Genomic DNA, 13,110 nt, shown 5'->3' on the forward strand with positions numbered 1-13,110 from the left:
TAATAAGGAACAACCGGAGGCGTGATGGGTCGGCCGCGCGTAGTGATCATCGGGGCGGGGATCGTGGGATGCGCGGTGGCCGACGAGCTCACCGAACGCGGCTGGACCGACGTCACCGTGGTGGAGCAGGGCCCGCTCTTCGCCGCGGGCGGCTCCAGCTCGCACGCCCCCGGCCTGGTCTTCCAGACGAACCCGTCGAAGACCATGACCGAGTTCGCCGCCTACACCGTGCGCAAGTACACCGCGCTCGGCCGGCACTGCTTCCGGCAGGTCGGCGGGCTGGAGGTGGCCACCACCCCCGAGCGCTGGACCGACCTGCACCGCAAGCTCGGCTGGGCGCAATCGTGGGGCGTCGAGGGCCGCCTGCTGGACGCCGAGGAGTGCGCCCGGCTGTGGCCGATGCTGGACCGGAGCCGGGTGCTGGGCGGCCTGCACGTGCCCAGCGACGGCCTGGCCGCCGCCGTGGCGTGCGGCGAGACGCAGGCGGCGCGGGCCACCGGACGCGGCGCCCGGTTCCTCGGCGGGCACACCGTGATCGGCGTCGAGCAGAAGGGCGGCCGGGTCACCGGCGTGTCCTGCGCGGTCGAGGGGGAGTACCGGACGATCCCGGCCGACGTGATCGTGTGCGCGGCCGGTTTCTGGGGCCCCTCGATCGGCGAGCTGGCCGGGCTGACCGTGCCGCTGCTGCCGCTGGCCCACCAGTACGCGAAATCCGGCCCGCTGCCCCCGCAGCCCGAGGGCCCCATCCTCCGCCACCAGGACCGCGACCTGTACGCCCGGCAGCACGGCGACCGCATCGGCATCGGCTCCTACGCCCACCGCCCGATGCCGGTCGCCCAGCACGAGATCGGCCCGAAGGGCACCACCATGCCCTCGGTCCAGTCGTTCACCGAGGAGGACTTCGACCCCGCCTGGCGCGACGCGGCCGAACTGCTGCCCGCGCTCGCCGAGTCCAAGTACGAGGACGGCATCAACGGCGTCTTCTCCTTCACCGCCGACGGCTTCCCGCTGATCGGTGAGGCGCCGCACCTGGACGGGTTCTGGCTGGCCGAGGCCGTCTGGGTGACACACTCGGCCGGGGTGGCCAGGGCGGTGGCCGAGCTGCTGGTGACCGGCCGGTCGCAGGTGGACGTGCACGAGTGCGAGCTCGCCAGGTTCGAGCAGGCGCAACTGTCGCCCGCCTATGTCGAGGAGCGCGGCAGGCAGAACTTCGTCGAGGTCTACGACGTCATCCACCCGCTGCAGCCCATGGAGTCGCCGCGCCCGATGCGGACCAGCCCGTTCCACCCCCGCCAGGTGGAACTGGGCGCGTTCTTCCTGGAGTCGGCCGGGTGGGAGCGGCCGCACTGGTTCGAGGCGAACGAGCCGCTGCTCGCCGGCCTCGAAGAGCCCCGGATCGGCGCCGACCGGCGGGACGCGTGGGCCGGCCGCTACTGGTCGCCCGTCGCCGCCGCCGAGGCGTGGGCCACCCGCGAGCGGGTCGCGCTCTACGACATGACCTCGCTCAAGCGCATCGAGGTCAGCGGCCCCGGCGCGGCGGCGTTCCTCCAGCACATGACCACGAACAACGTCGACAAACGGCCCGGGACGGTCACCTACACCCTGCTCCTGGACGCCGGCGGCGGCATCCGCTCCGACCTCACGGCGGCGCGGCTGGAGGAGGACAGGTTCCAGATCGGCGCGAACGGCAACCTCGACCTCGACTGGCTGACCCGGCACGCCCCCCGCGGCGTGCACATCAGGGACATCACGTCCGGCACCTGCTGCGTCGGCGTGTGGGGGCCGCAGGCCAGGGAGCTGGTGCAGGGGCTCACCGACATGGACCTGTCCAACGAGAACTTCCGCTACTTCACCTGCCGGTCCGGGTACGTCGGGCAGGTGCCGGTGCTGGCGATGCGCGTCTCGTACGTGGGCGAGCTGGGCTGGGAGCTCTACACCGGCGCCGACATGGGCCTCAAGCTGTGGGACACGCTCATGGCCACCGGGATGCCGGTCGCGGGCGGGCGGGCCGCGTTCAACAGCCTCCGGCTGGAGAAGGGGTACCGGCTCTGGGGCGTGGACATGACCACCGAGCACGACCCGTACGAGGCCGGACTGGGGTTCGCGGTCAAGGCGGACAAGGACTTCCACGGCCGCGACGCGCTCTCCGCCGAGCCGTCGCGCAGGCTCGTGCCGCTGCTCAGCGCGGAGGTCGTCATGGGCAAGGAACCGGTCTCGCACGCCGGCCGCGTTGTCGGGTATGTCACCAGCGCCGCGTACGGGCACACCGTCGGCCGTCCCATCGCCTACGCCTGGCTGCCCTCCGAGCTGGCCGGACCCGGGACGCGGGTGGACATCTCCTACTTCGGCCGCCGCGTGCCCGCGGAGGTCGCCGCCGAGCCGCTGTTCGACCCCCAGATGGAGAAGATCAGACGTTGACCCACCCCGGCTTCCTCTGGCGCAACCCCGATCCGAGGCCCTCCTACGACGTGGTCGTCGTGGGCGGCGGCGGGCACGGCCTGGCCACCGCCTACTACCTGGCCAGGAACCACGGCCTGACGAACGTCGCCGTCCTGGAGAAGGGCTGGCTGGCCGGCGGGAACATGGCGCGCAACACCACCATCATCCGCTCCAACTACCTGTGGGACGAGAGCGCCGCCATCTACGAGCACTCCCTGAAGCTGTGGGAGGGCCTGAGCGAGGACCTGGACTACGACCTGCAGTTCAGTCAGCGCGGCGTGCTCAACCTGGCGCACAACCTGGGCGACGTGCGCGAGGGCAGGCGGCGGGTCAACGCCAACCGGCTCAACGGCGTGGACGCCGAATGGCTGGAGGCCGACGAGGTCAGGAAGTTCTGCCCGATCGTCAACGTGTCCGACCGGGCGCGCTACCCCGTCCTGGGGGCCACGTTGCAGCGGCGCGGCGGCATCGCCAAGCACGACCACGTCGCGTGGGCGCTGGCCCGCAAGGCGGACGCGTACGGCGTCGACCTGATCCAGGGGTGCGAGGTCACCGGGTTCGAGATCACCGGGAACCGGGTGACCGGCGTGCGGACCTCGCGCGGGCCCATCGCGGCCGGCAAGGTCGCGCTCGCCTCGGCCGGGCACACCTCGGTCCTGGCCGAGCGGGCCGGCCTCCGGCTGCCGCTGCAGTCGCACCCGCTCCAGGCGCTGGTGTCGGAACTGCTGGAACCGGTGCTCGACTGCGTGGTCATGTCCAACGCCGTCCACGTGTACGTCAGCCAGGCGCACAAGGGCGAGCTGGTCATGGGGGCGGGCATCGACGCGTACAACTCCTACGGGCAGCGCGGCGGGTTCCACGTGATCGAGGCGCAGATGGCGGCGGCCCTGGAGCTGTTCCCGCTCTTCAGCCGGGTCCGCGTGCTGCGGACGTGGGCCGGGATCGTCGACGTCGCGCCGGACGCGTCCCCGATCATCGGCGCCACCCCCGTGGACGGCCTCTACGTCAACGCCGGCTGGGGCACCGGCGGCTTCAAGGCGACCCCCGGCTCCGGCTGGGTGTACGCCGACACGATCGCCAACGGGCGGCCGCACCCGCTGGCCGAGCCGTTCGCGCTGGAGCGGTTCACCACGGGCGCGCTCATCGACGAGCACGGCGCGGCGGCGGTGGCCCACTGATGCTGCTCCTCGACTGCCCCCACTGCGGCCCCCGCGACGAGAACGAGTTCCACTACGGCGGCCAGGCCGGGGTTCCGTATCCGCAGGCCCCCGCCGAGCTGTCCGACCAGGAGTGGGCCGCCTACGTCTTCCTGCGCGACAACCCCAAGGGCTGGTTCCGCGAACGCTGGTTCCACACCCACGGCTGCCGGACCTGGTTCACCGTCGAACGACACACGGTCACGCACGAGATCAGGAAGGCGCCATGAGGTTCACCTTCGACGGCCGTCCCCTCCAGGGGGAACCGGGCGACACGCTGGCCGCCGCGCTGCTGCGCAACGGGGTGCGCGTGGTGGGCCGGGGCGTGGAGTCCGGCCGCCCGCGCGGCGTCTTCTCGGCCGGCCCCGAGGAGCCGAACGCCCTGGTCCGCGTCGGCGCCGACCCGATGCTGGCGGCCACGACCGTGGAGCTGTACGACGGTCTGGAGGCGTGGAGCCTGCGTGGCAAGGGCCGGGTGGACCTCGGCGCGGCCGACGACCGCCGCTGCGACAAGGGCTACCTGCACTGCGACGTGCTGGTGGTCGGCGGCGGCCCGGCCGGGCTCGCCGCGGCCGCCGCGGCGCGCGAGACCCGGGTGATCCTGCTCGACGACCAGCCCCGCCTCGGCGGCGACCTGCTGAACAGCCGGGTGCTGCTGGACGGCGCACCCGCGCTGGACTGGGTGGACTCGCTGGACCTGTCCGGCGTACGGGTGCTCACCAGGACCACGGCCGTCGGCTACCACGACCACGGCTACGTGGTGGCGGTGGAACGGCGGGCGCGCGGCGAGCGGCTGTGGCACATCAGGGCCCGCCGGGTGGTCCTGGCGACCGGCGCGCACGAACGCTCGCTCGCCTTCCCCGGCAACGACCGGCCCGGCGTCATGCTGGCCTCGGCCGCCCGCGCCTACGTCAACCGGTACGGCGTGCTCCCCGGCCGCCGCGCGGTCGTGTTCGCCTGCGCCGACTCCGGCTACGAGGCCGCCGGGGACCTGCGCGCGGCCGGTGTGGAGATCGCCGCGATCGTCGACCCGCGCCCCGAAGGGCTCACCGCCGACGCCCTGGCCGGGCAGGTGGTGACCGGCACCACGGCCGGGCCGGACGGCGTGCTGACCGGCGTGCGGGTGGGGGAGCGGCACATCGAGGCCGACCTGCTGGCCGTGGCGGGCGGCTGGAACCCCGCCGTGCACCTGTTCAGCCAGTCGCAGGGACGGGTGCGCTTCGACGAGGCGTCGCAGGCGTTCGTCCCGGACGTCTCGGCCCAGGCCGAACGCTCCGCCGGCGCCTGCCGCGGCCTGTACGGCACCCGCGAGGCCATCGCCGACGGCCACGCCGCCGGACGGGAGGCCGCCGGATCCGCCGCCCGCGAGCTGCGCGTGCCGGAGTGCGACGAGCGGTCCCCGCGGCCACCGGCGGCGTTGTGGCTGGTCGACGGGGACGGCGACGAGCCCGCCTTCGCCGACCTGCACCGCGACGTGACCGTGGCCGACCTGGCCAGGGCGACCGGGACCGGGATGCGCTCGGTCGAGCACGTCAAGCGGTACACCACCGCGGGCACCGGCGCCGACCAGGGCAAGACGTCGGGCGCGGTCGTCGTGGGCGTGATGTCGGCCCTGCTCGGGACCACGCCCGGGCAGGTGGGCACGACCACGTTCCGGCCGCCGTACACGCCGGTGTCGTTCGCGACGCTGGCCGGACGGGACCGGGGCGCGCTCTCCGACCCGGTCAGGACCACCGCCATGCACGCCTCGCACGTCGCGGCGGGAGCGGTGTTCGAGGACGTCGGCCAGTGGAAGCGCCCCCGCTACTTCCCGCTGGACGGCGAGCCGATGGAGGCGGCCGTGCAGCGCGAGTGCCGGGCCGCCCGCACCTCCGTCGCCGCCATGGACGCCTCCACCCTGGGCAAGATCGACGTCCGGGGCGCGGACGCGGGCGTGTTCCTGGACCGGATCTACACCAACATGTACTCCACGCTCGCCGTCGGCGCCTGCCGGTACGGGCTCATGTGCCGGGCCGACGGCATGGTGTTCGACGACGGCACCACCACCAGGCTGGCCGACGACCACTACCTCATGACCACGACCACCGGCAACGCGGCCGCGGTGCTCGACTGGCTGGAGGAGTGGCGGCAGACCGAGTGGCCGCGGCTCGACGTCTCCCTCACCTCGGTGACCGACCACTGGGCGACGGTGGTCGTGGCCGGACCCAAGGCGCGGCGGGTGATCGCCGCCGTCGCGCCCGGCGCGCTCGGCCTGCCCTTCATGCGGTACGCGGAGACGGACGTGCTCGGCGTGCCCGGCCGGGTGTTCAGGATCAGCTTCTCCGGCGAGCTGGCCTACGAGGTCAACGTGCCCTGGCCGTACGGCAGGGCGTTGTGGGAGGCGGTGCTGGGGCTGGGCGCGGTGCCGTACGGGACCGAGGCGATGCACGTGCTGCGGGCCGAGAAGGGGTTCGCCATCGTCGGCCAGGAGACCGACGGCACGGTCACGCCGCACGACCTCGGCATGTCGTGGATCGTCTCCCCGCGCAAGCCCGACTTCGTGGGCAGACGCTCGCACGCCCGCCCCGACACCGCGCGGGACGGCCGCAAACGCCTGGTCGGGCTGCTGGCCGACGACCCCGCGACGCCGATCGAGGAGGGCGCCCAGCTCGTCAGGGGCGGGCCGGGCGCGCCCATGCTGGGCCACGTGACCTCCGGCTACGCCAGCGCGGCGCTCGGCCGGACGTTCGCGCTGGCCATGGTCAGGGACGTCGTTCCGGGGGACCGGCTCACGGCGGTGTCGGGGACGGCGGCGCACGGCGTGACGGTCGTCGAGCCGGTCCTGTACGACCCGGACAACGCCCGCCGCGACGGCGACCCCCTGGAGGAGGACGCGCCCGCGGTCCTCGGGGGCCTCCCGGCGCGGGAGAGCCCGGCGGCGGCGTTCGCCGGGCGGTTCGCGGCGGCGAGCGGGCCGTCGGCGCGGCTGCGGGAGCTGCCGTTCGAGCCGATGTGGGAGGTCCGGGGCGCCGATCCCGGCGTGGGGCTGCGGCTCGGCCCGTCCTGGTGGCTGGTCGCCGGGGACGCCGTGCCCGGTCCCGGCTGGGTGGACGTCTCCGGGCAGCGCACGATCCTGGAGCTGTCCGGGCCGGCGGCGGACGACGTCCTGATCACCGGCTGTCCGGTGGACCTGCATCCGGACGTGTTCCCCGGGCACGCCCAGACGTTCCTGGGGAAGACCTCGGTGATCCTGGAACGGCGGACGTCCGGCGTCTATCGGATCCACGTCAGGTCGTCGTTCACGTCGTACCTGGCAGAGTGGCTCTTGGACGCCATTTTGGCGTTATAAGACCATTTAAGGGTACTTGCTATACCTAGACTTTACGAAAACCGAAGTCTGGGAGATGACGTGCGCGTACGGGCGTTCACGGCCGGTCTGGCCGCAGTGACCATGCTGACCGGCTGCGGCGGCCTGGCGGCGCAGTCGGGCGGCGGCCCGGACCCGGCCAAGCCGGACTCGGCGTCCGTCTCGGACGCCCGCAAGAAGCTGGACAAGCTCAAGGTCAAGGGCCGCGCCCCGCGCACCGGCTTCGACCGGGACGCGTTCGGCCCCGCCTGGGCCGACGTCGACCACAACGGCTGCGACACCCGCAACGACATCCTCAAGCGCGACATGAAGGACGAGACGTTCAAGTCGGGCACCCACGACTGCATCGTGCTCACCGGCACGCTGGACGACCCCTACAGCGGCAAGACCATCAAGTTCAAGCGCGGCCAGGACACCAGCACGGCCGTCCAGATCGACCACCTGGTGCCGCTGTCGGACGCCTGGCAGAAGGGCGCCCAGCAGTGGTCGCCCACCAAGCGCAAGGAGTTCGCCAACGACCCGCTGAACCTGCTGGCGGTGGACGGCCCGCTGAACAACCAGAAGAGCGACTCCGACGCGGCCACCTGGCTGCCGCCGCGCAAGGCGTACCGGTGCGCCTACATCGCCCGCCAGATCGACGTGAAGAGCAAGTACGACGTCTGGATCACCGACGGCGAGAAGAGCGCCATGGAAGGCATACTCAAGGACTGCTGACGCGCGTCAGGGGGCGGTCAGCGTCAGCTCCACGCGGGCCCCGCCGCCCTCCGGCGCGGAGACGGCCAGCGTGCCGCCGCAGGACTCGGCGGTACGCTGGGCGATGTCCAGCCCGAGCCCGGTCGAGCCGCCCCCGCTGTTCCCCCGCTCCAGCAACTCCGGGTCGAACCCCGGCCCCGAGTCCTCCACCACCAGCAGCGCCCCGCCGGGCCGGGACGACAGCCGTACGGCCATGGCGGTCCCCTCCGGGGTGTGCGCGAACACGTTGCCGAGCAGCGCGTCCACGCACGCGGCCAGCTCCTCGCCGCCGACCGCGACCGGCGCGGGAGCCTCGGGCAGCGAGACCGACACCGGCCGCCCCTGGTCCTCGGCCAGCACCGACCAGAAGCGCACCCGCTCCCGGACCACCTCGGCCGCGTCGCACGGGCCGCGCCCGGCCGAGCGCCGCCGCGCCTCGGTGATGACCGCGCTGACCGCCCGTTCCAGCGCGTCCACCCTGGTCTGCACGCGGGCGGCCTCCTCCGGGTCGCGCAGCGACTCCGCCTCCAGCCGCAGGCCGGTCAGCGGCGTGCGCAGCCGGTGGGACAGGTCGGCGACCGACTCGCGTTCGGCGGCCAGCAGGTCGCCGATGCGCCCGGCCAGATGGTTGAGCGCCAGCGCCACCGACCGCACCTCGGGCGGCCCGCCCGGCTCGGCCCGCGCGCTCAGGTCGCCGCCGGCCAGCCGGTGCGACACCCGCGCCAGCCCGACCACGGGCCTGGTCACGGCCAGGGCCAGCCGGTCGGCCAGCACGATGCCGAGCACCACGAGCCCCAGCCCGAGCACCAGCAGCGCCAGCCAGGCGGCCCGCACGCCGTGCGTCAGCTCGTCGTCCGGCACGAACACCCTGATCACGGCCGTGCCGCCGGTCGACTGCGCCGACACCAGCACCTCCCGGCCGCCGGGGGCGACGGCGGTCACGCTCCGGCCGGTCGCGGCCAGCCGTACGGCGTCGGAGCGGGCGGCGGGCGCGCCCATCGTCTTCCCGCCGGGCAGGAACACCGTCACCCGCCGGGGCACCTGCTCGACGGCCAGCGGCAGGTCGGGCGTGCCGACCGCGACCGCGACGGACTCGGCGGCGGCGGTGGCCCGGCTCATCGCGCCGTTCTCGGCCACCGTCCCGATCAGCAGCGCCATCGGCACCAGCAGCGCGATCAGCACGAGCGACGTCGTCGCCGCCACCAGCAGCGCCAGCCAGCGCCTCACGACGGCTCGACCAGCTTGACCCCGACGCCTCTGACGGTGTGCAGGTAGCGGGGTTCCGCCGCGGTCTCGCCCAGCTTCCTGCGCAGCCACGACAGGTGCACGTCCACGGTCTTGTCGGCGCCGCCGTACGGGAGCCGCCACACCTCCGTCAGCAGCTCGCGCTTGGTGACCACCTCGCCGGGCCGCGCCGCCAGGAAGTGCAGCACGTCGAACTCGCGCGGCGTGAGGTCGAGCGACACGCCGTCGAGCGTGGCCGTACGAGCCCGGGGATCGACGCGAAGGCCGCCCACGGCCAGCGGTTCCGGCACGGCCTCGCCCGCGCGCCGCAGCACCGCCCGCACCCGGGCGTCGAGCTGCCGGGCGCTGTACGGCTTGACCACGTAGTCGTCGGCCCCCGCGTCGAGGACGGGCACCATCTCGGCGTCGCCGTCGCGGGCGGTCGCCACGATCACCGGTACCCGGCTCACCGCCCGCAACATGCGCAGCAGCTCGACGCCGTCGAGGTCGGGCAGGCCCAGGTCGAGCACGATCAGGTCGGGACGGTCCTGCACGGCCAGCCGCAACCCCTCCAGCGCGGTCGGGGAGGAGGAGACCGCGTGGCCGAGATCGCGCAGGCCCCGGCTCAACGACGTGCGGATGGTCACGTCGTCTTCGATGAGCAGGATGTCAGCCATATACCCAAACCGTAGACGGTCCCTGACGATGCCCCGAGCATCCTTAGTGTCGCCTTAACCTGCGCTTAGCCGTACATGGGGGAGGGTGAGAGCGTGAAGCGTCTCGTGCTGGCCTGGGCCGTCACCGCGGCCGCCGCGACCGGGACGGCCGTGGCCGTGCTCGGCCTGCTCGGAACCGAGGTGACCGGCACCTCCAGCCGGGTGCTCAGCGGGCCGGAGGTGCGCGCCGCCCTCTCCACGGCCACCGCGCGCGCCGTCACGCCCATGCCGCGGACGTCCGCCCGCGCCCAGGACCGGCTCATGCGCACCGAGGCCGGCACGGTGATCGCCTCCTGCTCAGGCGGCCTGGTCACCCTGCGCTCCTGGAGCCCCGCCCAGGGCTACTCGGTGGACGGCGTCGAGCCCGGCCCGGCCCAGGAGGCGAAGGTGGAGTTCGAGCCGGAGGACGGCAAGGAGGTCGAACTCAAGATCTTCTGCACGCCGGAAGGCCCCGCCACCCGCTGACCGCTTCCCCGGCGCGGGCCGTTCAGTGCCCTCCGCGCACTTCCAGCGCTCCCAGCAGCTCCTCGGACGCCCTGGTGATGGCCTCCACCGCCCGGTCGAACGCCTCGGCGTTGTGGGCGGCGGGGGCGCGGAATCCGGAGATCTTCCTGACGTACTGAAGGGCGGCGGCCCGCACGTCCTCCTCGGTCACGCTCTCGGCGTACGGCGGTCGGAGGGTCTTGATGCTTCTGCACATGCCCTCAACGGTAATAGCCGATGCGCTGGCTTATCTCCCTCGCGCCCTCGGCGAGCAGCTCGCCGACCTCGGGCAGCCGCTCGGGCGTGAGCCGGTAGGACGGGCCCGACGCGCTGACGGCGGCCACCACCGAGCCGTCGGCCCCCCTGATCGGGGCCGCCACGGCGTTCAGGCCGACCTCCAGCTCCTCCACCGTGGCCGCCCAGCCGCGCTCCCTGATCTCCTCCAGGCCCAGGCCGGCGGGGGAGGTGACGGTGCGCGGCGTGTAGCGCTCCAGCTCGCCGGCCAGGCGCAGGGCGCCGAAGGCGAGCAGCACCTTGCCGCTGGAGGTGGCGTGCGACGGGGTGCGCTGGCCGACCCAGTTGTGGCCGCTGATCGCCGCAGGGCCGCGCACCTGGCTGATGTTGACCGTGTCGCCGTCCTGGGGGACCGCGATGTTGACGGTCTCGCCGACCGCCTCGGCCAGGCGCAGGCACACCTCGCGGCTCTCCCTGGACAGGTCGAGCTGGGCCGTGGCCGCGCCGGCCAGCCGTACGACGCCGAATCCGAGCCGGTAGCGCCCCCGGTCGCCGCTCTGCTCCACGAGCCCGCCCTGCTCCAGGGCGGCCAGCAGCCGGAACGCGGTGGACTTGTGCACGTCGAGCTCGACCGCGAGGTCCGTCACCCGGGTGGCGCCCTCGCGGGCCAGGATCTCCAGGATCGCGATGGCCCGGTCGACGGACTGAACCGTCGTGCTGTTGCTCACAGCGCAACAGAATAACCGGCGGAGCCCCGCCGCTGCGGCTACTTCGAGGAGGCGGGGGCGAGTTCGCGGCCGAAGTCGAGGGCGATCTTCCGCATGCCCTCGGCCAGCTCGTCGCGGTCGAGGGCGTCGATGCGCTCGGCCGGCCCCGACACCGACATCGCGGCCACCACCCGGTCGCCGTCCCGGACGGGCACCGCCAGGCAGTGCACGCCCAGCTCCTCCTCGCCCAGGTCCGTCGCGTAGCCGCGCTCCTTGACCCGGTCGAGCTCGGCCAGCATGCGGGCCGCGTCCGTGATCGTGTTCGGGGTGCGCCGCGGCATGCCCGTACGCTCGAACACCGCCATCGCCTCGGCGGCCCCCCGCCCGGCCAGCAGCGCCTTGCCCACGGCCGTGCTGTGCGGCAGCACCCGCCGGCCGACCTCGGCGAACATGCGCAGCCTGCGCGGCGAGGGCACCTGCGCCACGTAGACGACGAAGTCGCCTTCGAGCACGGCCAGGTTCGCGGTCTCGCCGGACAGCTCCACCATCCGCGCCAGGTACGGCTGCGCCCATACGCCCACCATGCTCTCGGCGATGCCGCCCAGGCGGACCAGCCCGCCGCCGAGCGCGTACCGGCGGTCGGACTCCTGGCGCACGTATCCGCGGGCGAGCAGCGTCCGGAGCAGCCGGTGGATGGTCCCGTACGGCAGGCCCGTCGTGGCCGCGATCTCCGACAGCCCGGCCTCGCCGCCGTGCCCGGCCAGCGCCTCCAGCACGTCGAGCGCCCGCTCGACCGACTGCACGCTCACAGCGACACCCCGCGCAGGGACGCGTCCAGCACCTCGGCGGTGTGGGCCACCCTGATCTCCTTCCCGGCCCGGCGCATCGCCGAGGCGATCTGCATCGTGCACCCCGGATTGGCCGAGACCAGCAGCTCGGCCCCGGTCGAGCCGACCGCCTCGGCCTTGCGGTCGCCGAGGTCGCGGGCCGCCTGGGGTTGCAGGATGTTGTACGTCCCCGCCGACCCGCAGCAGATCGCCGACTCGGGGATCTCCCGCAGCTCAAGCCCGGGGATGCCGCGCAGCAGCTCGCGCGGCTGCGCGCGGACGCCCTGGGCGTGGGCCAGGTGACAGGCGTCGTGGTAGGCGACCGTGAGCGGCAGCGGATGCCGCCTGGCCGCCGGGCCCAGCTCGGCCAGGAACTCCGACAGGTCCGTCACCCGGAACCCGGGGTCGGCGCCGAACAGCTCGCCGTACTCCTTCATGGTCGAGCCGCAGCCGGCCGCGTTCACCACGACCGTGTCCACCCCCGCCCTCCTGAACGCGCTGATCGTCCGTCGCGCCAGCCGCCGGGCCTGCCCGGTGCGCCCGGCGTGCACGCTGAGCGCCCCGCAGCAGCCCTGCCCGGCCGGGACGAGCACGTCGCAGCCCTCCAGCGCCAGCACCCGCGCGGTGGCCGCGTTCACCTGCGGGAAGAACTCGCCCTGCACGCACCCGGTGAGCATCCCCACCACCGCCCTGCGCCTGCCCCTGGCCCTGACCAGGCGCGGCAGGCGCTGCCGGTGCTCCACGCGCGGCGCGAGCGCGGCCATGGCCCCCAGGCTCGGGTGGACGCGCGTGAGGAACGGCGCCATCCGCCCGGCCAGCCACATCGTCGGCCGCAGCAGCCGCAGCCTGCGCGGGTAGGGGAACAGGCTGAACACGATCTCCCGCACGGCCCGCTCCCGCGGCTCCCGCACGTGCGTGCGCTCGACCTCCGCCCGCGTCTGCTCGATCAGCCGGTCGTAGCGCACGCCCGACGGGCACGCCGTGACGCACGCCATGCAGCCCAGGCAGGCGTCGAAGTGCCCGGCCATCTCCGGCGTGACCGGGGTGCCCTCGACGTGCTGCTTCATCAGGTGGATGCGCCCGCGCGGTGAGTCCATCTCCTCGCCCCACAACGCGTACGTCGGGCACGTCGGCAGGCAGAAGCCACAGTGCACGCAGTCGTCGATCAGCTTCGGGTCGATCTTCGGGTCCAGCTCCGGGTCCATG

At 73.7% G+C, this 13,110-nt stretch carries 12 protein-coding genes; 6 read left to right on the forward strand and 6 right to left on the reverse strand.

The window, feature by feature from the left end; translation table 11 throughout:
- Positions 1–24: 24 nt before the first annotated feature.
- Genes ACWCSU_RS49980 through ACWCSU_RS50000 form a run of 5 tightly spaced genes read left to right on the forward strand, consistent with a single transcriptional unit; the run spans position 25 to position 7,695 of the window.
- Positions 25–2,418 (forward strand): GcvT family protein, encoded by a 2,394-nt coding sequence (locus tag ACWCSU_RS49980; RefSeq protein WP_449944121.1) that lies wholly within the window; start codon positions 25–27, stop codon positions 2,416–2,418.
- Complete coding sequence (locus tag ACWCSU_RS49985; RefSeq protein ID WP_449944069.1) at positions 2,415–3,617, forward strand: sarcosine oxidase subunit beta family protein; 1,203 nt, start codon at positions 2,415–2,417, stop codon at positions 3,615–3,617. The genes ACWCSU_RS49980 and ACWCSU_RS49985 overlap by 4 nt, the downstream gene beginning before the upstream one ends.
- The gene (locus tag ACWCSU_RS49990; RefSeq protein WP_357694204.1) at positions 3,617–3,865 is read left to right on the forward strand and encodes a sarcosine oxidase subunit delta; all 249 of its coding nucleotides are present in this window, start codon (positions 3,617–3,619) and stop codon (positions 3,863–3,865) included. Before ACWCSU_RS49985 ends, ACWCSU_RS49990 begins: the two co-directional genes overlap by 1 nt.
- Positions 3,862–6,963, forward strand: coding sequence for a 2Fe-2S iron-sulfur cluster-binding protein (locus tag ACWCSU_RS49995; protein ID WP_449944072.1), 3,102 nt, complete (start codon positions 3,862–3,864; stop codon positions 6,961–6,963). Before ACWCSU_RS49990 ends, ACWCSU_RS49995 begins: the two co-directional genes overlap by 4 nt.
- A gap of 60 nt (positions 6,964–7,023) precedes the next feature.
- Entirely contained in the window at positions 7,024–7,695 is a 672-nt protein-coding gene (locus ACWCSU_RS50000) for an HNH endonuclease family protein (protein ID WP_357694200.1), read from the forward strand.
- A gap of 6 nt (positions 7,696–7,701) precedes the next feature.
- On the opposite strand, the gene ACWCSU_RS50005 is transcribed toward ACWCSU_RS50000, so the two are convergent.
- Both ACWCSU_RS50005 and ACWCSU_RS50010 read right to left on the reverse strand, forming a co-directional pair.
- Positions 7,702–8,940: a sensor histidine kinase gene (locus ACWCSU_RS50005; RefSeq protein ID WP_449944075.1), complete on the reverse strand. Its 1,239-nt coding sequence runs from the start codon at positions 8,938–8,940 to the stop codon at positions 7,702–7,704.
- Entirely contained in the window at positions 8,937–9,614 is a 678-nt protein-coding gene (locus ACWCSU_RS50010; RefSeq protein ID WP_364086709.1) for a response regulator transcription factor, read from the reverse strand. The genes ACWCSU_RS50005 and ACWCSU_RS50010 overlap by 4 nt, the downstream gene beginning before the upstream one ends.
- A gap of 93 nt (positions 9,615–9,707) precedes the next feature.
- Here ACWCSU_RS50010 and ACWCSU_RS50015 point away from each other — a divergent pair, with 93 nt between their 5' ends.
- A complete protein-coding gene (locus ACWCSU_RS50015) occupies positions 9,708–10,118 on the forward strand; it encodes a hypothetical protein (RefSeq protein WP_357694194.1) in 411 nt (136 codons plus the stop codon).
- 22 nt (positions 10,119–10,140) lie between these two features.
- On the opposite strand, the gene ACWCSU_RS50020 is transcribed toward ACWCSU_RS50015, so the two are convergent.
- Genes ACWCSU_RS50020 through ACWCSU_RS50035 form a run of 4 tightly spaced genes read right to left on the reverse strand, consistent with a single transcriptional unit; the run spans position 10,141 to position 13,109 of the window.
- Entirely contained in the window at positions 10,141–10,353 is a 213-nt protein-coding gene (locus ACWCSU_RS50020) for a DUF2277 domain-containing protein (RefSeq protein WP_397042821.1), read from the reverse strand.
- Between the two features lie 4 nt (positions 10,354–10,357).
- Positions 10,358–11,098 (reverse strand): IclR family transcriptional regulator, encoded by a 741-nt coding sequence (locus tag ACWCSU_RS50025; protein ID WP_364086712.1) that lies wholly within the window; start codon positions 11,096–11,098, stop codon positions 10,358–10,360.
- A 38-nt stretch (positions 11,099–11,136) separates the two neighbouring features.
- Entirely contained in the window at positions 11,137–11,880 is a 744-nt protein-coding gene (locus ACWCSU_RS50030) for an IclR family transcriptional regulator (RefSeq protein ID WP_449944124.1), read from the reverse strand.
- Between the two features lie 2 nt (positions 11,881–11,882).
- A complete protein-coding gene (locus tag ACWCSU_RS50035; protein WP_449944081.1) occupies positions 11,883–13,109 on the reverse strand; it encodes a (Fe-S)-binding protein in 1,227 nt (408 codons plus the stop codon).
- Position 13,110 lies beyond the last annotated feature (1 nt).

The organism is Nonomuraea sp. NPDC001699 (assembly GCF_053596455.1).